Here is a 23670-nt window from a genome sequence, read left to right on the forward strand (position 1 = left end):
TGCTCAGACCGCGTTCAGACCGTGGGCGCGGAAGGTCTCGCGGACGGACGCGACCTGCTCGGGGGTGGGCGACGGGGTGCCGTGGAGGGTGAACGGCATGTCCAGGGCCTGCCATTTGGCCTCGCCCAGCTTGTGGAAGGGGAGGACGTCGACGCGGGAGACGTTGCCGAGGCCGCCGGCGAAGGCGGCGACGCCCTCGACGTTGGCGGGGTCGTCGGTGAGGCCGGGGACGAGCACGAAGCGGACGTGGACGTCCCGGCCCAGGTCGGCGAGGCGGCGGGCGAAGTCCAGGGTGGGCTTCACCGGCCGACCGGTGACCTTCCGGTAGGTCTCCGGGTCCCAGGACTTGATGTCGAGGAGGACGAGGTCGGTGTCGCGGAGCAGGGCGTCGGTGGCGCGGACACCGAGGAAGCCGGAGGTGTCGAGGGCGGTGTGCAGACCGAGCTCGTGCTTCATGCGGTGCAGCAGCTCGCCGGTGAAGACGGGCTGGAGCAGCGGCTCGCCGCCGGAGACGGTGGCGCCGCCGCCGGACGCGGAGATGAAGCGGACGTACTTGGACGCCTCGGCGATCACGTCGTCGGCGGAGGTCCGCCGGCCGTTCCGCATCCGCCAGGTGTCCGGGTTGTGGCAGTAGAGACAGGTCAGCGGGCAGCCGGAGAGGAAGGTGACGAAGCGGGTGCCGGGCCCGTCGACACCGGTGGACAGGTCCCAGGAGTGCACCGACCCCTCGGACGGGCGATGGGTCGCGGCCGCGGCGAGCGTCACGGGGGTGGTGGTGAGGCCGGTCATGGCAGGACCTCCTGAGGGAGGAGAGGGAGGGGCGGGGCGGAGGGTGGGAGGGGTGGGGCGGGGAGGGGGAGGGGGGAGGGGCCCCCTCCCCCCTTTTTTTCGTTGTGCGTTGTGCGTTGTGCGCTCCCCGGCGGACGCACCGCCGGGACCGCCCGGCTCAGAGCGTCCCGTGGAAGGTCCTGTTCAGGACGTCGAGCTGCTGTTCGCGGGTGAGGCGGACGAAGTTGACCGCGTAGCCCGAGACCCGGATGGTGAGCTGCGGGTAGTTCTCGGGGTGCTCCATGGCGTCCATGAGCACGTCCCGGTTGAGGACGTTGACGTTCATGTGGAAGCCGTCGCCGGCCATGTAGCCGTCGAGGACGCCGGCCAGGTTCGTGATCCGCTCCTCGGGGGTGCGGCCCAGGCCGTCGGGGGTGACGGTGTTGGTGAGCGAGATGCCGTCCTCGGCGTCCTCGTACGGCAGCTTGGCGACCGACAGGGCGGAGGCCACGTAGCCGTGGGTGTCGCGGCCGTTCATCGGGTTGGCGCCCGGGGAGAAGGGTTCGCCGGCCCGGCGCCCGTCGGGGGTGTTGCCGGTCTTCTTGCCGTAGACGACGTTCGAGGTGATCGTCAGGACGGACTGGGTGTGTTCGGCGTTCCGGTACGTCGGGTGCTTGCGGATCTTGCGCATGAACTCCTCGACCAGCCAGACGGCGATCTCGTCGGCCCGCTCGTCGTTGTTGCCGTAGGCGGGGTAGGTGCCCTCCACCGTGTAGTCGGTGGCGAGGCCGGTCTCGTCGCGGACGGGGGTGACCTTCGCGTACTTGATGGCGGCGAGGGAGTCGGCGGCGACGGAGAGGCCGGCGATGCCGCAGGCCATGGTGCGGCGCACGTCGCGGTCGTGGAGCGCCATCTCCAGGCGCTCGTACGCGTACTTGTCGTGCATGTAGTGGATGACGTTGAGGGCGTGGACGTAGACGTTCGCGAGCCACTCCATCTGCTCGTCGAACCTGGCCATGACCTCGTCGTAGTCGAGGACGTCGGAGTCGATGGCGCCGGTGGCGGGGCCGACCTGGGCGCCGGACTTCTCGTCGCGGCCGCCGTTGATCGCGTACAGGAGCGTCTTGGCGAGGTTCACGCGGGCGCCGAAGAACTGCATCTGCTTGCCGACGGGCATCGCCGAGACGCAGCAGGCGATGGCGGTGTCGTCGCCGAAGCGCGGCCGCATCAGCTCGTCCGACTCGTACTGCACGGACGAGGTGTCGATGGAGACCTTCGCGCAGAACTCCTTGAAGCCCTGGGGCAGTCGCGGCGACCAGAGGACGGTCATGTTCGGCTCGGGCGCCGGGCCGAGGTTGTAGAGCGTCTGGAGGTAGCGGAAGGAGGTGCGGGTGACGAGCGGGCGGCCGTCCTCGCCCATGCCGGCGAGGGATTCGGTGACCCAGGTCGGGTCGCCGGAGAACAGTTCGTCGTACTCGGGGGTGCGCAGGAAGCGGACGATGCGGAGCTTGATGATGAAGTCGTCGACGAGTTCCTGGGCCTGCTCCTCGGTGAGGAGGCCGGCCTCGATGTCCCGCTGGAGGTAGACGTCGACGAAGGTGGAGGTGCGGCCGAGGGACATCGCGGCGCCGTTCTGCTCCTTCACGGCGGCCAGGTAGGCGAAGTACAGCCACTGGATGGCCTCGCGGCCGGTGGTGGCGGGGCCGGAGACGTCGTGGCCGTACGAGGCGGCCATGGCCTTCAGTTCGGCGAGGGCGCGCATCTGCTCGGAGAGTTCCTCGCGGAGCCGGATGGTCTCCTCCAGGGAGCGGTTCCCGGCGGGGAGGACGTCGAGTCCGGCCTTCTCCTCCTTCTTCACCTCGATGAGGCGGTCGACGCCGTAGAGGGCGACGCGGCGGTAGTCGCCGATGATGCGGCCGCGGCCGTAGGCGTCGGGGAGGCCGGTGACGATGCCGGCCTTGCGGGCGGCGCGGATCTCCGGGGTGTAGGCGTCGAAGACGCCGGCGTTGTGGGTCTTGCGGTACTCGGTGAAGACCTTCTCCAGGTCTTCGGGGACCGGGTAGCCGTACGTCTCCAGGGCGCCGGCGACCATCCGCCAGCCGCCGTAGGGCATGATCGCCCGCTTCAGCGGGGCGTCGGTCTGGAGGCCGACGATCAGGTCCTTGTCGCGGTCGATGTAGCCGGGGGCGTGGGCGGTGATGGTGGAGGGGATGTCGTGGGCGACGTCGTAGACGCCCTTGGCGCGCTCCTCGGGGAACTTGTCCGTGATCGCCTTCCACACGGCGGTGGTCCGCTCGGTGGGGCCGGCGAGGAACGCGTCGTCGCCTTCGTACGGGGTGTAGTTCTGCTGGATGAAGTCGCGGACGTCGATGGCGTCGCGCCAGAGTCCGCCCTTGAAGCCCTTCCAGGCCCGCTCGGTCACCGTGGTTTCAGCAGGGGTCGCCGTCACTTTCCCGCACCGCCTTCTTCGATTCGTTCGATCGCGTCGTTGCCTGCCTTCATTCCACCCCTTTTGATCGATCATTTGGGGCGGCATTGGTCACCGGTGGAGGGCCCTAGGTCCTGTTTCCGGGCATGCGGAAAGGCCCCGCCGTGGCGGGACCTTTCGCGGGCGTTTTCGGGGCTGGTCAGCTGGGGGCCTCGGCGCCCTTGCGGGCGTAGAACCACCAGGTCACGACCATGCAGCTGACGTAGAAGGCGACGAAGCCCCACATCGCGCTGGTGACGGCGACGGAGCCGAAGAGCGCCGGGATGAAGAAGAATCCGTAGGCGGCGATCGCGGAGGTGAAGCCGGTGACCGCGCCGGATTCCATTTCGGCCTGCTTGAGGGCCTTGGCGTGTTCGGGGGTGCCTTCGGTGAGGCCCTTCAGGTGGGTTCCGCGGAAGATCACCGGGATCTGGCGGAAGGTCGAGCCGTTGCCGATGCCGGAGAAGAAGAACGCGGCGAGGAAGCAGAAGAAGAAGCCGTAGAAGTTCCCGCCGTCGCCGCCCGAGGGCAGGAAGTTGATGACGCCGACGATGGAGGCCGCCATGCCGACGAAGGACAGGATGGTGACCCGGGCGCCGCCCCACTTGTCGGCGATCCAGCCGCCGGCCCAGCGGGCGAGGGCGCCCACGGCGGGGCCCATCCAGGCGTAGGTGGCGACGGAGTAGTCGGGGAAGGTGGTCTTGATCAGCATCGGCAGGGCGGCGGCGAAGCCGATGAAGGAGCCGAAGGTGCCGACGTACAGCCAGGTCATCAGCCAGTTGTGCTTGCGCTTGAAGATGATCTTCTGCTGCTTGAAGGGGGTGGAGGCCACCTTCAGGTCGTTCTGTCCGAACCAGGCGACGGCGGCCAGGACCAGCAGCACGGGCACCCAGAGGAAGGCGGCGTTCTGGAGGTACACGGGGGTGCCGTCGGCCTTGTGCTGGGCGGAGCCGATGGCGATCGTCGACCAGGTGATGACGATCGGGGTGAGGAGCTGGACGACGGAGACGCCGAGGTTGCCGAGCCCGCCGTTGATGCCGGTGGCGCTGCCCTTCTTGGCCTTCGGGAAGAAGAAGCCGATGTTGGCGAGGGAGGAGGCGAAGTTGGCGCCGCCGATGCCGCAGAGGGCGGCGATGACGACCATCACGCCGTACGGGGTGGTGGGGTCCTGGATGGCGATGCCCAGCCAGATCAGCGGGACGACGAGGACGGCGGTCGACAGGGCGGTGAACCGCCGCTGGCCGATCATCGGGCCGAGGAAGGTGTAGAGGATCCGGGCCGTGCCGCCGGTCAGGCCGGGGATGGCGGTCAGCCAGAACAGCTGCGAGGTCGAGAAGGCGAAGCCGACGTCCTTGAGGTTGGTGGCGGTGACCGACCAGACCTGCCAGACGACGAAGGCGACGAGGAGGGCGGGGACCGCGATCCACAGGTTGCGGTGTGCGACCTTGCTGCCGATCGACTTCCAGAAGAGCTCGTTCTCCGGCTCCCAGTCGCTGATGGTCCGGCCGGGGCGGTACTGCTCCGTGTCGTACGAGGCGGGTGACCCGCCCGTGGTTCTGCTGTCCTGGACTACGGAACTCATGGCGCTTCCCTGACTTCCCTGACGTTTGCGAGCCCTTTCGAGGCCTCTTCCTTGCCTTTCCAGGCTCCGCCTCGGGTCGGGGGTGTCGTCAGTGCCGATGGTCGCGACCGCGGGCGGGCCTAGGTCGGCTCCCGGAGCGGCCATAGGTCCCGGTACCGGCGGGTCCGTCCGGGCCTCCGGCCAGGGCGGGCGCCGGCCGTGGCGGACGCCGTTCGCGGTGCGGCGGGCACGGTGGCGGCGCCGGGGGCCGTGCCGTTCCGCGTGGCTCGAAAACGCCGCGGCCGCGACTCTGGTGTGCTGGGTCCATGACACAACCGTTTCTGCCGTTGACCGCGCGCTCCCGCGAGGAGTCGCACCGGACCGCCACGCCGCTGGAGCTCTTCTTCGATCTGTGTTTCGTCGTCGCCGTCGCCCAGGCGGGCGCGTCGCTCGTGCACGCGGTCGCGGAGGGGCACGCGGGCGAGGGCGTCGTGAGTTACGCCATGGTGTTCTTCGCGATCTGGTGGGCCTGGATGAACTTCTCCTGGTTCGCGTCCGCCTACGACAACGACGACGTGCTGTACCGGGTCGTGACGCTGGTGCAGATCGCCGGTGTGCTGATCCTTGCGGCGGGCGTCTCGCGGGCGTTCGAGGAGCACGACTTCCTCGTCGTGTACGTGGGTTACCTGGTGATGCGGGTGGCGCTGGCGTCGCAGTGGCTGCGGGCGGCGCGGCACGCGGCGTCGGCGGAGGAGCGCACGATGTGCCGGCGGTACGCGGGCGGGGTGCTCGCGGTGCAGGTCGGCTGGCTGGCGCTGTTGTTCGTGCCGGAGGGGGCGGTGCCGTGGGTGTTCCTGGTGATGGCGCTGGCGGAGCTGGCGGTGCCGGTGTTCGCGGAGAAGGACGCGCCGAGCACGTGGCATCCGCATCACATCGCGGAGCGGTACGGCCTGTTCACGATCATCGTGCTGGGCGAGTCGGTGGCGGCGGCGACGGTGGCGGTGAAGTCGGGCGTGGTGGAGAACGACGCGCTGAACGAGCTGCTGCCGATCGCGGCGGGCGGGCTGCTGATCGTGTTCGCGGCGTGGTGGATCTACTTCGTGGTGCCCGCGCACGACCGGCTGACGGACAGCCGGCAGGGCTTCCTGTGGGGGTACGGGCACTTCGTGATCTTCATGTCGGCGGCGGCGATCGGGGCGGGCCTGGAGATCGCCGTGGAGCAGGCGGTGGGCAAGGCGCACATCAGCACGCTCGCTGCGTCGGCGTCGGTGACGATCCCGACGGCGGTGTTCCTGTTGTCGGTGTGGGTGCTGCACGCCCGCTACTTCAAGGTGGGCCTGGCGCAGCAGGCGGTGCTGCCGGGGGCGTCGCTGGCGATCCTGCTGTGTTCGTTCGCGGGCCGCTGGGCGGTGCTGTTCGCCGGTCTGGTGGCGGCCGCGGCGGTCGCGGTCGGGGTGACGCTCACCGCGCGGAACCCGGCCACCCGGTCGGGCTCCCGGGCCTGAGGCGGGCACCTGGGGTAGGAAGGGGACATGACGGCTGAGCGGCTCTCTCCGGACGGTCTGACGGATGTGCCCGGGATCCGGGTGGGGCACGCGCGCGTGGCGGGCCCGGGGGCGCTGTCGGGGACGACGGTCGTGCTGGCGCCGGAGGGTGGTGCGGTGGCCGCCGTGGACGTGCGCGGCGGGGGCCCGGGCACCCGGGAGACGGACGCGCTGGATCCGCGGAACGTGGTCCAGCGGATCGACGCCGTGGTCCTGACGGGCGGCAGCGCGTACGGCTTGGACGCGGCCGCCGGGGTGATGGCCTGGCTGGAGGAGCGGCGGCGCGGGGTGCGGGTCGGCCCGGATCCCGCGCACGTGGTTCCGGTGGTGCCGGCCGCGTGCGTCTTCGACCTGGGGCGGGGCGGGGACTTCGCGGCGCGCCCGGACGCGGCCACGGGCCGGGCGGCGGTGGAGGCCGCGGCGGCGTCGGGGGAGCACGCGCGCGTGGCGACGGGCGCGGTCGGCGCGGGCACGGGGGCGGTCGTGGGCGGGATGCGGGGCGGTGTCGGGACGGCGAGCCTGCGGCTGGGGTCGGGGATCACGGTGGCCGCGCTGGTGGTGGTGAACGCGGTGGGTTCGGCCGTCGATCCGGCGACCGGTGTCCTGTACGGCGGCCTCTTCGAGGAGGGTCCGGCGGCCGCGGGGGCCGTCCGGCCGGCGCGGGCGGTGCACGAGGCGGCGGTCCGGCGGCTGGCCGAGGCCCGTGCCGCCTCGGTGCGTCCGCCGCTGAACACGACGCTGGCGGTGGTGGCGACGGACGCGGTGCTGACCCGGGCGCAGGCGCAGAAGGTGGCGGGGACGGCGCACGACGGGATCGCGCGGGCGATCCGGCCGGTGCATCTGATGAACGACGGCGACACGGTCTTCGCGCTCGCGACCGGGGCCCGTGAGCTGCCCGCCGGGCCGGGGCCGCTGGCCCTGAACGAGGTGCTGGCGGCCGGCGCCGACCTGGTGACCCGGGCGATCGTGCGCGCGGTCCTGGCGGCGCCGGCGGGGCTGCGCGGGCCGGGCGGCGACTTCCCGTCGTACGGGGAGCTGTACGGCCCGCCCCCGGAGCCGTACTCCCGGTAACAGCAAGGGAGTTGGGGGAGGCCGCGGGGTCGGGAACTTCCGTCGCCGGCCCCTCGTTTTCCGTAACCCCGGCCCCGTTGTCGGACCCAGGGACTACGTTAAGCAAGCACCAAGTGACATGCGGCGACGGCCTGGAGACCCTCTTGAACGATCCGCGGGATCACCTCGATCCGTACGAGACGACCGAGACGCACGTCGAGCGGCTCCTCGGCCGGGCGCTCAACTCCTTCGACCTGCCCGACGCGATGGTGGAGCGCCTGGAGTCGGCGCTCGCCCACTCCACCGCGCTGCACTCCTCGCACCACAGCTCCTCGCTGCACCGCACCACCTACCGGCACACCTATCTGCTGGCCGACGGCAGCGCCCTCGTCCTGTGGGAGCTGACGCACAACGCGGGCCGGGACGGCGCCGAGCAGCACGAGCTGTACACGGAGGAGGCGGAGGCGCGGCTGGCCACCTCCCGGCTGCCCGCGGGTCCGCTGCCGGAGTGGACGGTGGAGCGGGCCGACGGGCGGCCGCTCGGCGAGGACGACGACCTGGCGGCGCTGAGCGCGCTGCTGGCCCGTCCGATACCCGCCCAGCCCCGGATGTACGTGCCGGACAACTCGGCGGACCACGCCCGCCGCGTCCTGCGCCGCGCGGAGAACGAGGACCGGCCGGGCGAGCGGACCGCCCGCCGGCTGCGGATCGCCTTCGCCCACCACATCACCCAGGTCTTCGGCCGCCACTGCCCCGTGGAGGGCGGCCGGGACGCCGGCTTCACCCTCTACGAGCACCAGTTCCTGCTGCTCGACGGCACCGAGGTGAGCCTCTGGGAGGTCGAGCACACCGCCACCCCGGACGGCCGGCACATGTGCGAGGTGTACGAGACGGAGGCCGCGGCCCGCGGGGCGATGGAGGCCCGCTCCCGGGTCGTCTGAGCCCCGCCGCACCGCCGGCCCGGCTCAGACCTGGGCCGGCACCCCCAGCGCCCGTACCGCGAACTCCCGGTTGGCCAGGGTCTGCTCGCGGTACGGCGCGGGCAGGTCCGGCAGGCCGAGGAGGCGGTCGCAGGCGGCGAGCGAGGCCGCGTGGTCGCCGACCCAGTAGGCGGTGATCGAGTACTCGAAGAGCAGGCCCCAGCGGTACACCCACGGCTGGACGAAGAGCAGGTCGTCGGTGGGGGCGGGCCGGTCGACGGCGTCCGTCAGGAGCGCGTGCGCGGTGTGGTGGCGGCCCGCCAGCCGGAGCCGTGAGGCCAGCTCGTACACGGCCTCCAGCCGCTCCGGGCGGGCCTCCCGGGCGCGCACGAGGGCGTCCTGCCCGGCCGGCCAGTCACCGGCCTCGGCGGCCAGCACCCCGGCCTGGAGCAGCGCGTAGTACACCTCCTCGGCCCAGCCGCCCATGGCCGCGCGCCGCTCGTAGAGCCCGATCGCCTCCCCCGTACGGCCCATGTCCCGCATGGTCTGGGCGAGGTAGAAGACCGTCCGCGGATTGCCCGGGTCGCGGACGAGTTCGGCGCCGAGCAGCCGGGCGTCCCGCTCGAACTTGTCGTGCCGCGAGCCGCCGTCGGCGTGGTCCTCGACGACCAGCGCGTCCAGGTTCCGCTGCTCGTCGTCGCGGTCGGCGGTCAGGTACTCGTGGGTGACGCCCTCGTACCGCCACGGCAGCTCCGCCCGGACCAGGCGCTTGATCCGGTACTCCACCTCGCCCTCGTGGCGCAGCATGTACGCGTCGGCCGTCAGCTCGGGCAGCGGCCCGTCCTGGCGCAGCACGTGGTCGGCGTCGAGGAGCAGCAGGTAGCCGTCCCGGCCGGCCGCGCCGAGCCGGGCCCGGGCGCGGGCGATGTTCAGGCTGCGGTTGTGCCCGAAGTTCACCCAGGGCTCCTCGACCAGCTCGCCCGGGATGCCGTCGAGGGCCTTTCTGATCAGGTCCTGGGTGCCGTCGGTGGAGCCGGTGTCGGAGATGACCCAGGTGTCCACGAGGTCTCGGACGGAGGCGAGGCACCGCTCGATGACCGAGGACTCGTTCTTGACGATCATGCACAAGCAGAGGGACGGCCGCATGGCAACACCACTTCTCGCGGTTCGGTCGGTGGGCGACGGTAGGCACGGCCCGGCGGGGGCGCGGCGGCGGCGCGCCGACGGGGGGTTCCGCGTTCGCCGCCGCGTACGCATCCATTCGGCTGGCACCGCTACGCCATGGCGCTGAGAGTGCCCCCGGGGCCATCAAGGCTTCGCAGTCGCGACCCGATGAACCGATGGGAAGTTCATCCCACGATCCGGTTCCGGGAGCTGTTCCCGTACGGATCCCCCACCGGCACTCGCGCCGGCGCCGCCGGGCGTCGGCGGAGGAAGGAGCACCCTCATGCGTCCTGACCCCAGGACCCGGTCCCCGCTCGGTCCGCTGCCGCGGCGGCGCGTCTGGCTCGGCGGCGGCGCGCTCGCCTCGGTCGCGCTCGTCCTGGCCGGCTTCGCGCCGACCGCCTCGGCGTGGGGCACCCCGCAGACCCCGGTCGCGGACTCGGCGTCGTCGAACCCGATGACGGGCTGCAAGCACAAGGCCCTTCCGGGCTCGCCGGGCACGGAGGCCCTGGAGCAGGAGGCCGTCTCCGGCGACCCGCGGACGGCGTCGGCCCCGACGACGGGCTGCAAGGGCCCGACCGGTCCGACGGGCCCCAAGGGTCCGAAGGGCAACACCGGTCCGACCGGCCCGAAGGGTCCGAAGGGCAACACCGGCCCGACCGGCCCCAAGGGCCCCACGGGCGCGACGGGCCCTGCCGGCCCCAAGGGCGCGACCGGAGCCACGGGCGCGACCGGTGCGACCGGAGCCACGGGTGCCACGGGTGCGACCGGCCCCACCGGCCCGGCCGGCCCCTGTGTCGACATCGACACCTACAGCCCGTCCAACACCGAGGACTTCCAGGCCGCGCTCTACGGCGGCAACGCCTTCGTCGGCAAGGCGGCCACGCCTGGCGGCGCCATCGTGTGGCAGGACCTCACCAACACGACGCCGACCATGACGGACCCGGCCAACCCGAACTACCCGGCCACCGCCTGCGGGATCGCCATCGAAGCCCAGGGCAACGACGCCTTCGTCAAGGTGATCACGCCGACCGGGGCCGTCTGGCAGACGCACGGCGACATCATGGGCGGCACCTTCGTCTGGGACGAGCCGTGGGTGCAGCAGGCCACCCCGACCCCGCTCGCGATGCGCGCGATGGAGTTCAAGGGCGACCTGGCCCACCGCGGCGCGGTCAACAAGTAACCGGAACGAGCCCGGAGGGGCGGTGCGCTCGCGGTGCGCACCGCCCCTCTCGGGGTCCGGCCCTCCCTGTCCGGGGGCCGGTTCAGGCGGCCACGGTCACCTTCGGGGCGGCCGTGGCGGTGGTCTCGACGCCCTCGGGGGCGGTCTTCCGCATGCTCTTCAGCAGGATGACGAGCGCGGCGCTCACCAGGACGCCGGCCACGATCGCGAGCAGGTACAGGAACGGGTTGCCGATCAGCGGGATCACGAAGACTCCGCCGTGCGGGGCCCGCAGGGTGCACTCGAAGACCATCGACAGGGCGCCGGTGACCGCTCCGCCCGCCATCGCGGCGGGGATGACGCGCAGCGGGTCGGCGGCGGCGAAGGGGATCGCGCCCTCCGTGATGAAGGAGGCGCCGAGGACCCAGGCGGCCTTGCCGTTCTCGCGCTCGGTCCTCGTGAAGAGCCGGCCGCGGACCACGGTGGCCAGGGCCATCGCCAGCGGCGGGACCATGCCGGCGGCCATCACCGCGGCCATCACCTTGAGGGAGCCCTCGTTCGGGGTGGCGAGGCCGCCGACCGCGAAGGCGTACGCGACCTTGTTGAGCGGGCCGCCGAGGTCGAAGCACATCATCAGGCCGAGGATCACGCCCAGGACGACCGCGTTGGCGCCGGAGAGGCCGGAGAGCCAGTCGGTGAGCGCGGACTGGAGGCCCGCGATCGGCTTGCCGATCACCAGGAACATCAGGAAGCCGACGGCGATCGACGACAGGAGCGGGATCACGACCACCGGCATGATGCCCCGCAGCGCGGCGGGGACCCGGACCTTCTGGATCGCGAGGACGCTGCCGCCCGCGAGGAGACCGGCGGCGAGGCCGCCGAGGAAGCCCGCGTCGATGGTGAGCGCGATGGAGCCGCCGACGAAGCCGGGCACGAGGCCGGGCCGGTCCGCCATCCCGTACGCGATGTAGCCGGCGAGCACCGGCACCAGGAAGCCGAACGCGAGCCCGCCGATCTGGAACATCAGCGCGGCCCAGCTGTCGATCTGGCCCCAGGCGAAGTGCTCGGCGACGGACGGGGCCTTGTCGATGTCGTAGCCGCCGAGGGCGAAGCCCAGGGCGATCAGGAGACCGCCGGCCGCGACGAACGGCACCATGTAACTGACGCCGGACATCAGCCACTTGCGCAGCCTGGTGGCGTACCCCTCCTCGGGCTCCCCGGCCTGTTCGACGGGGGTGGGCGCGGCGGCGGTCGTCTCGCCGCGCTCGGCCCGGCCGCGTACCTCGCCGATCAGCTCGGCGGGCCGGTTGATGCCGGCCTTGACACCGACGTCGACGGTCGGCTTGCCGGTGAACCGTTCCTTCTCCCGGACGGGCACGTCGTGGGCGAAGATCACGCCGTCGGCGGCCGCGACGACCGCCGGGTCGAGCCGGGTGAAGCCGGCCGAGCCCTGGGTCTCCACGACGAGTTCGACGCCGGCCTCCCGGCCGGCCTTCTCCAGCGCCTCGGCGGCCATGTAGGTGTGCGCGATGCCGGTGGGGCAGGAGGTGACGGCGACGATCCGGAAGGGACGCGCCTCCGCGACCGGAGCTGCGGTCGCGGGAGCCTCAGCCACCGGAGCCACCGCCTCCGTCTCGTCCGGAGCGGCCGTCTCCTCCGGGGTCTCCTCGCCCGCGATCATCGCCGCGGCCTCCGCCGGGGAGGCCACGGTCCGCAGCGCGCCGGTGAACCGCTCGTCCATCAGCTGCCGGGCCAGCGACGACAGGATCGTCAGGTGGGCGTCGTCCGCGCCGGCCGGGGCGGCGATCAGGAAGATGAGGTCCGCCGGACCGTCGGGGGCGCCGAAGTCGATGCCTTCGGCCGACCGGCCGAAGGCGAGGGTCGGCTCGGTGACGTGGGCGCTGCGGCAGTGCGGGATGCCGATGCCGCCGTCCAGGCCGGTCGGCATCTGGGCCTCGCGCGCGGCGACGTCGGCCAGGAAGCCGTCCAGGTCGGTCACCCGGCCGCGCGCGACCATGCGCTCGGCGAGCGAGCGGGCCGCCGCCTCCTTGGTGTCGGCGGACAGGTCGAGGTCGACCAGGTCCGCGGTGATCATGGCGCTCATCGCGGGCTCCCTTGCTGGCTGAGGACGACGTCCAGGGGTACGTCGGAGGTGACGGTCACGGCGGCCGGGTCGAGGTCCGCCGGGGTGGGCATCTGGCTGCCGGGCAGCTGGACGGCGGCGGCGCCGTGGGCGACGGCCGCGGCCAGCGCCTCCGGGCCTTCGCCGCCCGCCGCCAGGAAGCCGGCCAGGGAGGCGTCGCCCGCGCCGACGTCGGAGCGGACGGCGGCGACGGAGGCCGTGCCGAACCAGGTGCCGGCCGCGGTGACGAGGAGCTGCCCGTCGGCGCCGAGGCTGGCCAGGACCGCGCCCGCGCCCCGCTCCCGTACCTCCTCGGCGGCCTTCACGGCGTCGCCGACGGTGGTGAGGGGGCGGCCGACGGCCTCGGCGAGCTCGTCCGCGTTGGGCTTCACGACGTCCGGCCGGGCGGTGAGGGCGGCGAGCAGCGAGGGCCCCGAGGTGTCGAGGGCGATCCGGGCGCCGGCGCCGTGGGCGCGGGCGACCAGCCGGGCGTACCACTCGGGGGCGAGGCCGCGCGGGAGGCTGCCGCAGCAGGCGATCCAGGCGGCGGCCGGGGAGTGGGCGCCGACGGTGGCGAGGAGCGACTCGGCCTCCTCGGCGGTGAGTTCGGGGCCGGGGGCGTTGATCTTCGTCAGGGTGCCGTCGGGCTCCGCGAGGGCGATGTTGGAACGGGTCTGGCCGGCGACCGGGACCGGGGCGACCTCGATGCCCTGGCCGGCGAGGAGCTGGGCGACGAGCGCGCCGGGGGCTCCGCCGAGGGGGACGACGGCGACGGTGCGCCGGCCGGCGGCGGCGACCGCGCGGGAGACGTTGACGCCCTTGCCGCCCGGGTCGACGCGTTCGGCGGTGGCCCGCAGGACCTCGCCGCGGTCGAGGCCGGGAACCTCGTACGTACGGTCCAGGGAGGGGTTCGGGGTGACGGTGAGGATCATGCGCGGACGACTTCCGTTCCGGCGGCCTCCAGGGCCGCGGCGGTCTCGGGGGCGAGGCCGCTGTCGGTGATCAGCAGGTCGACGTCGGCGAGGGCGCCGAAGCGGGCGAAGTGCTCCTCGCCGTGCTTGGCGGAGTCGGCGAGGAGGACGACCCGGCGGGCGGAGGCGAGGACGGCCCGCTTCACGGCCGCCTCCGCGAGATCGGGGGTGGTGAGGCCGTGCTCCGCGGAGAAGCCGTTGGCGCCGACGAAGGCGACGTCGGCGCGGATCTCGCCGTAGGCGCGCAGCGCCCAGGCGTCGACGGCGGCCCGGGTGCGGTGCCGGACGCGGCCGCCGACCAGGTGCAGGTCGATGCCGGGGTGGTCGGCGAGCCGGGCGGCGGCGGGCAGCGCGTGGGTGACGACGGTGAGCGCGCTGTCGAGGGGGAAGGCGGCGGCCAGCCGGGCGACGGTGGACCCGGCGTCGAGGACGACGCTGCCCTCCTCGGGCAGTTCGGCCAGGGCGGCGGCGACGATGCGGTCCTTCTCGTCGGCGGCGACCGCTTCGCGCTCGGCGAGGTCGGGCTCGAAGTCGAGCCGGCCGGCGGGGATGGCGCCGCCGTGCACCCGGCGGACGAGCCCGGCCCGGTCGAGGGCCTTCAGGTCCCGCCGTACGGTCTCGGCGGTGACCTGGAACTCCTCGGCGAGGGAGAGGACGTCGACACGGCCGCTCTCGCGGGCGAGCCGGAGGATCTCTTGCTGGCGCTCGGGTGCGTACATGGTGGTTTCGTGTCCGTTCGATGCCCGAACCTGTGGTTTCAGTGTCAGGCTACGCTCCCGTTTCCACGAAGTAAACGGATTCGGGCATTCAAACGGGCATGAACGGACATCGAGGTCCAAGGGCCCGCACGCCGGACGTCCGAAGGCCCCGGGACACGGGAAGGGCCCCGGTCCGAAGACCGGGGCCCTTCCTCCCTGCGTGCCGTGCGGCTCAGACGGTGAGCGCCGGCTCCTTCTCCACCGCGGCGGACGGCTCGTCGTCGCCCGCGCCGCCCTCCAGGTGCTGCTTCGGCCTGGCCGGCAGGGCGAACATCACCAGGAAGATCCCGGCGAGGACCACCGCCGCCCAGCCCAGCGAGTTGCGGAAGGCGTCCGTGAAGGCCGTCGTGACCTCCTGCGGCGCCTGCTTCAGGCGCTCCTCGTCGAAGGTGCCGAAGAAGACGACCGACACCAGGCCGAGCCCGATCGCGTTACCCATCTGCCCGGTCATGTTGATCAGGCCCGACGCCGAGCCCGCGTGCTCCTTCGGGACCTCCGACAGCACCGCGTCGGTCAGCGGCGCCACGATCAGCCCCATGCCGAGACCCATCACCACCAGCGCCGGGATCATCTGCCAGGACGTGATCTCCGCGCCGTACCGCCCGGCGACGAAGAAGTACAGCAGGACGCCCGCGACCATCGTCAGCGCGCCCGCCTGGAGCACCTTGCGGCCGAACCGCGGCACCAGCAGCTGCACCGACATGCCCGCCGCCATGGAGACCGCGATCGAGAACGGCACCCCGGTCAGGCCCGCCCGCAGCGCGCTCCAGCCGAGGCCCAGCTGCATGTAGAGCGTCCACACCAGGAAGAAGATGCCGAGCACGATGCCGAAGGTCAGCTGCACGGCGATGCCGGCCGCGAACGACTTCACCCGGAACAGCGACAGCTCGATCAGCGGCGAGCCGTCCTTCTTCGTCTTGTACCGCTCGTACGCGACCAGGACGCCGAAGACGACCGGGCTCGCCGCCATCATCAGGTGCCCCCACAGCGGCCAGTCCAGCTCACGGCCCCGGGTCAGCGGGTAGATCAGCAGCAGCAGCGCGGCCGTGACGAGCACGACGCCGACCAGGTCGAGGCGGAGCGCCTTCGGCGCCTTCGACTCCGTGATGAACGCCCGGCCGAGCAGCAGCGCGGCGACACCCACCGGCAGGTTGATCAGGAAGATGGGCCGCCACTCCAGACCCGCGATGTTCCACTCCGTGAGCAGCGCGCCGAGCAGCGGGCCGGAGACCGCGCCGAGGCCGACGATCGCGCCGAACAGGCCGAAGACCTTGCCGCGCTCGTGCGGCGGGAAGGTGACGTGGACGATCGACAGCACCTGCGGCACCATCATCGCCGCCGCCGCGCCCTGGAGGAGGCGGGAGGCGACCAGCATCTCCGGGTTCGCGGCGACGCCGCACAGCGCGGAGGCGACCGTGAAGCCCGCCGTGCCGAGCAGGAAGAGCCGCTTGCGGCCGTAGATGTCGCCGAGGCGGCCGCCGGTGATCAGGCCGGCCGCGAAGGCCAGCGCGTATCCGGCGGTGATCCACTGGATCGCGGCGGTCGTGGTGCCCAGGTCGTGCTCGATGCTCGGGATCGCGATGTTCACGATCGTGGCGTCGACCAGGTCCATGAAGGCGGCCGTCATGACGATGGCCAGGGCGATCCAGCGTCTGCTGTCCCCCGTGTCGCTGCTGCCCGCCCCCGCGGCGGCTTCGGTCTCGTGTGCGCTCATAGGAGGACCATAGGAGTGATGTAGGTCAGACCGCGTCCTATTTAGCCAGCATCATAGAACGCATGACGGACACCCCGGCACGACTCCTCAATCTGCTCTCGCTCCTCCAGACCCCGCGCGAGTGGCCCGGCAGCGAGCTCGCCGACCGGCTCTCGGTCTCCCCGCGCACGATCCGCCGCGACATCGACCGGCTCCGGGACCTCGGCTATCCCGTCGAGGCGACCCGGGGAGCGGTCGGCGGCTACCGGCTCGTCGCCGGTACGGCGATGCCGCCGCTGCTCCTCGACGACGAGGAGGCCGTCGCGATCGCCGTCGGCCTCCGGGCGGGTGCCGGGCACGCCATCGAGGGCGTAGACGAGGCGTCCGTACGGGCCCTGGCCAAGCTGGAACAGGTCCTGCCGGCGCGGCTGCGGCACCGGGTCTCCACGCTGCAGAACGCGACGATCCCGCTGACCCGCGGCGACGGCGCCACCGTCGCGCCCTCCACCCTCACGGCCCTCGCGGGCGCCGTCACCGGCCGCGAACGGCTCCGCTTCAGCTACCGCGCGGGCGACGGCGCCGAGACGAAGCGGCTCGTCGAGCCGTACCGGCTGGTGTCGACGGGCCGGCGCTGGTACCTCGTCGCGTACGACCTCGGGCGCGAGGACTGGCGGACCTTCCGGGTCGACCGCGTCACCGACCCGCTCGCGACCGGGGCGCGCTTCACCCCGCGGGAGCTGCCGGAGGGGGACGAGGCGGCGTACCTGGCGCGGTCGATGACGCGGGCGCAGGGGGAGGTGGACCTGGACGTCGAGTTCGGCGCGCCGGCGGACGTCGTCGCCGGGCGCCTCCCGGCGCACCTCGCGCCGGTCGCGACCGGTCCGGAGACGTGCCGGCTGCGGGGCCGCGTCACCGACTCCGTCGAGTGGGTGGCCGTCCGCCTGGCCCTGCTGGACGTCCCCTTCAAGGTCCACGCCCCCACCCCCCTCCGCACCCACCTCCAGTCCCTGGCCACCCGCCTGACCACGGCCCTCGCGTAACGGCCGCGCCGTTCCGTTGTGGGCAATCGTTCCGCAGGCACCCCTAAGCGGTGCCTCCGCGGCCCGGGCCTGGACCCGCACCCGTACGGAGCCGTACAGGGGGTGCGGGTTCAGGCGCGGAAGCCTGGGCCCGGCGGACGGGCGCCCTGCAGCTGCGCCCCGCGCGGACGTCGGTCTGGTTGCCGGCCGCTTCAGGCCACCGCGTCGAAGCCCGTGTCCCGCGCCATCTTCTTCAGTTCCAGCAGCGCGTGCTTCTCGATCTGGCGGATCCGCTCCCGCGTCAGCCCGTGCTCCTTGCCGACCTCCGTCAGCGTCCGCTCGCGCCCGTCCTCGATGCCGTACCGCATCCGGATGATGGACGCCGTCCGGTGGTCGAGCTTGTCGATCAGGTCGTCCAGCTCCTCGCTGCGCAGCAGCGTGAGGACGGACTGCTCCGGCGAGATCGCCGACGTGTCCTCCAGCAGGTCGCCGAACTGCGTCTCGCCCTCGTCGTCGACCGACATGTTGAGCGAGACCGGGTCGCGCGCCCAGTCCAGGACGTCCGTGACCCGCTCCGGCGTCGAGCCGAGCTCCTCCGCGACCTCCGCGGGCTCCGGCTCGCGTCCGTGCTCGCGGTTGAACTCGCGCTGGACCCGGCGGATCCGGCCGAGCTCCTCGACGAGGTGCACGGGGAGCCGGATGGTCCGGGACTGGTCGGCGATGGACCGGGTGATGGCCTGGCGGATCCACCACGTGGCGTACGTGGAGAACTTGAAGCCCTTCGCGTAGTCGAACTTCTCGACGGCCCGCACCAGGCCCGCGTTCCCCTCCTGGATCAGGTCGAGCAGGGGCAGTCCGCTGCGCGGGTAGCGTCGCGCGACGGCGACGACGAGCCGCAGGTTGGACTTGATGAAGAGGTCCTTGGCACGCTCGCCCTCGGCGGCCAGCGCCTCGAGCTCCTCGCGGGTCGCCCCGGCCGCCTCGGTGTCCTCCACCTCGCCGTCGAGGATCTGCTGGGCGTAGACGCCCGCCTCGATGGTCTGGGAGAGCTCGACCTCCTTGGCGGCGTCGAGCAGGGGCGTGCGCGCGATCTCGTCGAGGTACATGCCGACCAGGTCGCGGTCGGCGATCTCCCCGCCCACGGCGCGAACGCTGCTTGCCCGGCTGTCCCCGCTCTTGGCGGTGGACTGACGACGGGCGACGGCACGGGTTGCCATGCGTGCTCCCTTGCTGAGTAGGTCGCGACACCCTTGCGGGTGCCCTGCATCCGACGGAAACAACGACCGGAATCGGGACAGAATTCCCAGGAGGCTCAGGATTTTCGCGATCATGCAGTATCCTGCGCGGCCGCCACCCCGCCCGGCGGCCTGCCGCCGGTACGGATCCGCAGGTCAGAGCCCACGGAACGACCCTCCGGGCCTTCCCCGACCGCTCTGTCGGTGAGACGGCCGTCACACGATCGGGCCGTCCGCCCTTCTTCTCCTACGACGCCGGAACGGGAGCGGAAGTTGCCTCATCGACCTCACCGGCCCCGGCCGAGACCCGCCTCCGCCCCCGGGTGTAGGTCCCGAGCCCGTTACGGGGCCGGTGCCGCCCGGCCTACCGTCCCGGCCATGGACGACACCACCGGCATCCTCGACGAGGCCCTCGAACGGCTCCACACCACCGGACCCGAGCGGAACGGCTGGCTCACCAACCACGCGCCGATGGCCGTGGAGGCGCTGGCCCGGCACGGGCACTCCGCCGCCGTGCACCGCTGGCTCGACGCGTACGCGGGGAAGCTGGAGGACGCGCCCGCCCCGTCCGCCCCGGTCACCGCCGGGAACTGGCGGGAGGCGCTCGGCGACCCCGCCCGGATCACCGACTGGACCCGTCACTTCGGCCGCGAGCTGGCGGACCGGCCGTGGCGGGACGTGCTGGCGGAGTGGTGGCCGCGGCTGCTGCCCGGCATCGCGGGCGGGGCGACGCATCCGGTGATCCGCACCGGGCACGCCGTACGGACGCTGCTCGCGCCCGGCGGGGAGACCGCGCCCCGGCGGGCCGAGCTGGCGCACGCGCTCGGCTACTGGGCGGCGCGGCACCAGCCGCTGCCGCCGCTCGCCGCGCTGGCCCCCGCGCCGGACGCGGCCGCCGCGCTCGCCGCCGTACCGCCGGTCCCGGAACAGGAGGGCGGGATCCGGCAGCGGCTCGCGCAGCTCACGGCCTTGCCCGCGTGGGGCGCGGAGACCGAGCCCGAGGCGGCGCGGGAGCGGCTGGCGGAGCTGGTGGCGGCGGCCGTGCACCGGTACGCGACGCACGGGCACGGCGAGCCGATCATGCTGGTGCACGCGGCGACCGCGCCCAACGCGGTGCTGCGGACCCTGCCGGCGCTCCCCCGCGCCCTGTGGGCGCCGAGCCTGGCGGCGGCCTGGGCGGCCTCGGCGGCGGTGACGGCCGCGTACACGCCCCGGGAGCCCGCCGCGTACGAGCCGGTCGGCCTCACCTCCGAGGAGGTGTTCGCGCGGGCGGCGGCGCACGGCGACGACCACACGATCAAGTTCGCCGACACCGCCCTCGACGTGGGCGGTCCGCTCGCGCTGACCGCCGCCGTCCGCGCGGTGGAGCTGAACCCGCCGCTCCTGTGACGGCCGTCCGGCCGGGGCTCAGCCGAACTGGACGGACCGCTTCGCGAGTCCCATCCAGAAGCCGTCGATGACCGACCGCTCGGCGTCGAGGTCGCCGGCCGCGTCCGCCGCGCCCATGGTGACGAAGAGCGGGGCGAAGTGCTCCGTACGGGGGTGGGCGAGGCGTCCGGCCGGGGACTTGTGCTCGAAGTCGAGGAGGGCGTCCACGTCCCGGGCGGCGAGGGCCTCGTTCCCCCAGGCGTCGAACTCGGCGGACCAGCCCGGGACGCCGCCGCCGGTGTGCCGGAGGGCGGCGAGGTTGTGGGTGAAGAAGCCGCTGCCGACGATCAGCACGCCCTCGTCGCGCAGCGGGGCCAGCCTGCGCCCGATGTCCATGAGCCGGCGCGGGTCGAGGGTCGGCATGGAGATCTGCAGGACCGGGATGTCGGCCCCGGGGTACATCTCGACGAGCGGCACGTACGCGCCGTGGTCGAGGCCCCGGTCGGGGATGTCCTGCACGGGGGTGCCGGGCGCGCGCAGCAGCTTGCGGACGGACGCGGCGAGCTCGGGCGCGCCGGGGGCGGCGTACTCCACCCGGTAGTAGTGCTCGGGGAAGCCCCAGAAGTCGTAGACGAGGGGGACGGTCTCGGTGGCGCCGAGGGCGAGCGGGGCCTCCTCCCAGTGGGCGGAGACCATGAGGATCGCCTTGGGGCGGGGCAGTCCGGCGGACCAGGCGGCGAGCTGGCCGGGCCAGACCGGGTCGTCGGCGAGCGGGGGCGCGCCGTGGGAGAGGTAGAGCGCGGGCATCCGCACGTCGAGGGCGGCGTCCATGGCGGGCCTCCGTTTCGCAGCCGGTCTCGGGGGACGCTTGGAGCTTCGCCTGAGGGTCCGCCCGCAGCGTCGCTCAAGTATCACTTGAAGTTTCAAGCGTCGTATTACATGCAGCGTAAACCTACATAGTTCAACTTTCAAGAATGGGTCGTACGATGGACGGCATGGGTGCCACCGAAGACAACACCGAACCGCGCGGACCGCGCTGGCTCAGCGACGGCGAACAGCGCGTCTGGCGCTCGTACCTCCACGCCACCACGCTCCTGGAGGACCACCTCGACCGCCAGTTGCAGCGGGACGCGGGCATGCCGCACGTCTACTACGGCCTGCTCGTCCAGCTCTCCCAGGCCCCGCGCCGGCGCCTGCGGATGACCGAGCTCGCCAAGAGCGCCAAGATCACCCGCTCCCGGCTCTCGCACGCCGTCGCCCGCCTGGAGAAGAACGGCTGGGTGCGGCGCGAGGAGTGTCCCTCCGACAAGCGCGGCCAGTTCGCGCAGCTCACCGACGAGGGCATGGAGGTGCTGCGGCGCACCGCGCCCGGGCACGTGGCGGCGGTGCGGCAGGCGATGTTCGACCGGCTCAGCCCCGAGCAGGTCGAACAGCTCGGCGCGATCATGCGGGTGATGGCGGAGGGCCTGGAGCCGACGGGCCCGGACGCGGACCTGCCCTGGCTCCGCTGAGCGGAACCAGGGCAGGTCACTGCGGGGCGTCACCGCGGGGGGCCGCAGGCGAACGCGGCGTCAGTGCGCGATGACGGGCACCTTCACCTCGTCGTCGGCACCCGCGCCGGAGCTGGCGACGACACCCGTGTCCGGCTTGCCGGTGGTGATCAGCACGGCCGCGATCGTCGCGGAGACGACCAGGATGCCGACCGCCCACCAGATCGCGGCGGTGTAGCCCTCGACCATGCCCTGGAGCTGGAGCAGCTTCTGGGCGGCCGGGGTGGTCGCGCCGGCGGCGTGGTCGGTGAGGTACGCGGTCGTCGCGGAGGCGGCGATCGTGTTCAGCAGGGCCGTACCGATGGCGCCGCCGACCTGCTGCGAGGTGTTGACCATCGCGGAGGCCACACCGGCGTCCTTCGGGTCCACGCCGTGCGTGGCGAGCGACATGGCCGGCATGAACGCGGTGCCCATGCCGAGGCCCAGCAGCAGCTGCGCCGGCAGGATCAGACCCGCGTACGAGGTGCCGACCTCCAGCTGCGTCAGGAGCAGCATGCCGACGGCGGCGGTCAGGAAGCCGGGGGCCATGAGCAGCCGCGGCGGGACCCGGGTCATCAGCCGCGTGCCGATCTGGGTCGAGCCGATGATCATGCCCGCGATCATGGGCAGGAACGCGAAGCCCGTCATGACCGGCGAGTAGCCCTTCACGACCTGGAGGTAGTAGGTCAGGAAGAGGAAGAGGCCGAACATCGCGATGACGGCGAGGCCGAGCGACAGGTAGACACCGCCGCGGTTGCGCTCGGTGAGGACGCGCAGCGGCAGCAGCGGGTTCTTCACCTTGGCCTCGACGAGCACGAAGGCGCCGAGCAGCACCACCGAGCTCACGAACATGCCGATCGTGCCGGCGTCGCTCCAGCCCTCGGACTCGGCGCGGGTGAAGCCGTAGACGAGCGCGACCAGGCCCAGCGTCGAGAGGATCACGCCGGGGATGTCGAGCGCGGAGCGGTTGCGGCCGCCGGCCGGCTCGCGGATCACCAGGTAGGCGCCGATGGCGGCGACGATGGCGAACGGGATGTTGACGAAGAAGGTCCAGCGCCAGTTCAGGTACTCGGTGAGGAAGCCGCCGAGGATCAGGCCCACGGCGCCGCCGCCACCGGCGATCGCACCGTAGATGCCGAACGCCTTGGCGCGCTCCTTGGCGTCGGTGAAGGTCACCGCGAGCAGCGAGAGCGCGGCGGGCGCGAGCAGCGCGCCGAAGGCGCCCTGGAGCGCGCGGGCCCCGAGCATCATGGCCTCGCCGGTCGCGGCACCGCCGAGGGCGGAGGCGGCGGCGAAGCCGATCAGACCGACGACGAAGGTGCGCTTGCGGCCCCAGAGGTCGGCGATGCGGCCGCCGAAGAGCAGCAGACCGCCGAAGGCGAGGGCGTAGGCGGTGATGACCCACTGCCGGTTGCCGTCCGAGATGCCGAGGTCCTGCTGGGCGGAGGGGAGGGCGATGTTCACGATGGTCGCGTCGAGCACGACCATCAGCTGGGCGAGGGCGATGAAGACGAGGGCCTTCCAGCGGCCGGGGTCGGGCTGGAGGGCGGCCGTCGACCGTGCGGTCTCGGCGGTTCCGGGCATGGGGGTAGCCACCTCTTGGTGCGAAAGCGAAGAAAAGGACGTTCTGAACGTTCGGTAGGTCGGTGAGTCCGTGCGCCCGGGGGGGGAGGTCCGGCGACGGCTCAGGGGCGGGAGGCCGCCGTCACGCGTCGCGTCTCAGGTCCTCCAGGGTGACGGCCGACCCCGGCAGCACGGAGCGGGCGGGCGCCTCCAGGCCGTCGAGGAAGAGCTGCAGATGACGGTGGACGAAGGGGGCGAAGGCGGCGCATCCGGTGCCGGGCAGCGGCCGGGTGAGCTGCGAGACCGCGACCATCAGGTCGCCCGCGCCCACGTCGGGACGGAGCCGGCCCGCCGCGCGCGCCAGGCCGAGGAGCTCCTCGACGCACTCCTCCAGCCGGTCCCGCTCGGCGACGAGGTCGGGGTGGTCGTGGTCGAAGCCCGCGTCGAGCATCGGACAGAGCGCGCCGACCCGCTCGTCGGCGGCGCCGTGGACGAAGCCCCGTACCGCCTCGAAGGCGTCCGCCCCGCCGTCGACGACGGACGCGGCGGCCCGCTCGGCGAGCCCGGCGACCCGGGCGGTCAGGGAGAGGACGACCTCCCGGACGAGGTCGGCGCGCTCGGGGAAGTTCCGGTAGAGCGTGGCGTTGCCGACCCCCGCCCGGCGGGCGATCTCGTCGTAGGGGACGAGGGGGCCGAACTCCACGAACATCTCGCGGGCCGCCGTCACCAGCCGCTCGCGGTTCCGCAGGGCGTCGGCCCGCGGCCGCGGAACGCGC

The 23670-nt window shown here is 72.8% G+C and carries 19 protein-coding genes; 7 read left to right on the plus strand and 12 right to left on the minus strand.

Going from position 1 to position 23670, the window contains the following annotated elements:
- Positions 1–3: 3 nt before the first annotated feature.
- The 3 genes from pflA to ABFY03_RS16070 form a co-directional block, all read right to left on the minus strand.
- Positions 4–789 (minus strand): pyruvate formate-lyase-activating protein, encoded by a 786-nt coding sequence (pflA, locus tag ABFY03_RS16060; RefSeq protein WP_346170189.1) that lies wholly within the window; start codon positions 787–789, stop codon positions 4–6.
- Positions 790–946: 157 nt separating this feature from the next.
- Positions 947–3217 (minus strand): formate C-acetyltransferase, encoded by a 2271-nt coding sequence (pflB, locus tag ABFY03_RS16065; RefSeq protein WP_319008626.1) that lies wholly within the window; start codon positions 3215–3217, stop codon positions 947–949.
- A 178-nt stretch (positions 3218–3395) separates the two neighbouring features.
- Positions 3396–4817 (minus strand): MFS transporter, encoded by a 1422-nt coding sequence (locus ABFY03_RS16070; RefSeq protein WP_319008625.1) that lies wholly within the window; start codon positions 4815–4817, stop codon positions 3396–3398.
- A gap of 305 nt (positions 4818–5122) precedes the next feature.
- On the opposite strand from ABFY03_RS16070, the gene ABFY03_RS16075 reads away from it, so the two are divergent.
- The 3 genes from ABFY03_RS16075 to ABFY03_RS16085 all read left to right on the plus strand — a co-directional run bounded on the left by ABFY03_RS16075 (position 5123) and on the right by ABFY03_RS16085 (position 8331).
- The gene (locus ABFY03_RS16075) at positions 5123–6301 is read left to right on the plus strand and encodes a low temperature requirement protein A (protein WP_319008624.1); all 1179 of its coding nucleotides are present in this window, start codon (positions 5123–5125) and stop codon (positions 6299–6301) included.
- Positions 6302–6328: 27 nt separating this feature from the next.
- A complete protein-coding gene (locus ABFY03_RS16080; RefSeq protein ID WP_319008623.1) occupies positions 6329–7411 on the plus strand; it encodes a P1 family peptidase in 1083 nt (360 codons plus the stop codon).
- A gap of 143 nt (positions 7412–7554) precedes the next feature.
- On the plus strand, positions 7555–8331 hold the full coding sequence (locus ABFY03_RS16085) for a DUF6227 family protein (RefSeq protein WP_346170190.1): 777 nt from the start codon (positions 7555–7557) through the stop codon (positions 8329–8331).
- A 24-nt stretch (positions 8332–8355) separates the two neighbouring features.
- Here ABFY03_RS16085 and ABFY03_RS16090 read toward each other — a convergent pair whose 3' ends face one another.
- Positions 8356–9432, minus strand: a complete 1077-nt coding sequence (locus ABFY03_RS16090) for a glycosyltransferase (protein WP_319008621.1) — start codon at positions 9430–9432, stop codon at positions 8356–8358.
- A gap of 325 nt (positions 9433–9757) precedes the next feature.
- Between ABFY03_RS16090 and ABFY03_RS16095 the strand changes: the two genes are divergently transcribed.
- Positions 9758–10657: a hypothetical protein gene (locus tag ABFY03_RS16095; RefSeq protein WP_319008620.1), complete on the plus strand. Its 900-nt coding sequence runs from the start codon at positions 9758–9760 to the stop codon at positions 10655–10657.
- An 82-nt stretch (positions 10658–10739) separates the two neighbouring features.
- Here the strand turns inward: ABFY03_RS16095 and ABFY03_RS16100 are convergent, their stop codons facing one another.
- From ABFY03_RS16100 to ABFY03_RS16115, 4 genes are all read right to left on the minus strand, one after another.
- Positions 10740–12740, minus strand: coding sequence for a PTS fructose transporter subunit IIABC (locus ABFY03_RS16100; protein ID WP_346170191.1), 2001 nt, complete (start codon positions 12738–12740; stop codon positions 10740–10742).
- Positions 12737–13690 (minus strand): 1-phosphofructokinase, encoded by a 954-nt coding sequence (gene pfkB, locus ABFY03_RS16105; protein WP_319008618.1) that lies wholly within the window; start codon positions 13688–13690, stop codon positions 12737–12739. Before pfkB ends, ABFY03_RS16100 begins: the two co-directional genes overlap by 4 nt.
- A complete protein-coding gene (locus tag ABFY03_RS16110) occupies positions 13687–14448 on the minus strand; it encodes a DeoR/GlpR family DNA-binding transcription regulator (RefSeq protein WP_346170192.1) in 762 nt (253 codons plus the stop codon). The genes pfkB and ABFY03_RS16110 overlap by 4 nt, the downstream gene beginning before the upstream one ends.
- Before the next feature lie 211 nt (positions 14449–14659).
- Positions 14660–16201, minus strand: a complete 1542-nt coding sequence (locus ABFY03_RS16115; protein ID WP_319008616.1) for an MFS transporter — start codon at positions 16199–16201, stop codon at positions 14660–14662.
- A 62-nt stretch (positions 16202–16263) separates the two neighbouring features.
- Between ABFY03_RS16115 and ABFY03_RS16120 the strand changes: the two genes are divergently transcribed.
- Positions 16264–17220, plus strand: coding sequence for a helix-turn-helix transcriptional regulator (locus ABFY03_RS16120; RefSeq protein ID WP_346170193.1), 957 nt, complete (start codon positions 16264–16266; stop codon positions 17218–17220).
- Between the two features lie 191 nt (positions 17221–17411).
- Here the strand turns inward: ABFY03_RS16120 and ABFY03_RS16125 are convergent, their stop codons facing one another.
- Complete coding sequence (locus ABFY03_RS16125) at positions 17412–18416, minus strand: sigma-70 family RNA polymerase sigma factor (protein WP_319008614.1); 1005 nt, start codon at positions 18414–18416, stop codon at positions 17412–17414.
- Positions 18417–18812: 396 nt separating this feature from the next.
- Between ABFY03_RS16125 and ABFY03_RS16130 the strand changes: the two genes are divergently transcribed.
- Positions 18813–19823, plus strand: coding sequence for a questin oxidase family protein (locus tag ABFY03_RS16130; protein ID WP_346170194.1), 1011 nt, complete (start codon positions 18813–18815; stop codon positions 19821–19823).
- Positions 19824–19841: 18 nt separating this feature from the next.
- Here the strand turns inward: ABFY03_RS16130 and ABFY03_RS16135 are convergent, their stop codons facing one another.
- On the minus strand, positions 19842–20633 hold the full coding sequence (locus ABFY03_RS16135; protein ID WP_319008612.1) for a dioxygenase family protein: 792 nt from the start codon (positions 20631–20633) through the stop codon (positions 19842–19844).
- Between the two features lie 164 nt (positions 20634–20797).
- Between ABFY03_RS16135 and ABFY03_RS16140 the strand changes: the two genes are divergently transcribed.
- Positions 20798–21313: a MarR family winged helix-turn-helix transcriptional regulator gene (locus ABFY03_RS16140; RefSeq protein WP_346170195.1), complete on the plus strand. Its 516-nt coding sequence runs from the start codon at positions 20798–20800 to the stop codon at positions 21311–21313.
- A 60-nt stretch (positions 21314–21373) separates the two neighbouring features.
- On the opposite strand, the gene ABFY03_RS16145 is transcribed toward ABFY03_RS16140, so the two are convergent.
- A complete protein-coding gene (locus tag ABFY03_RS16145; RefSeq protein WP_346170196.1) occupies positions 21374–22915 on the minus strand; it encodes an MFS transporter in 1542 nt (513 codons plus the stop codon).
- A gap of 121 nt (positions 22916–23036) precedes the next feature.
- On the minus strand, positions 23037–23642 hold the full coding sequence (locus tag ABFY03_RS16150) for a TetR/AcrR family transcriptional regulator (protein ID WP_319008633.1): 606 nt from the start codon (positions 23640–23642) through the stop codon (positions 23037–23039).
- Between the last annotated feature and the right edge of the window lie 28 nt (positions 23643–23670).

Source organism: Streptomyces roseofulvus (assembly GCF_039534915.1).
Classification (GTDB): domain Bacteria; phylum Actinomycetota; class Actinomycetes; order Streptomycetales; family Streptomycetaceae; genus Streptomyces; species Streptomyces roseofulvus.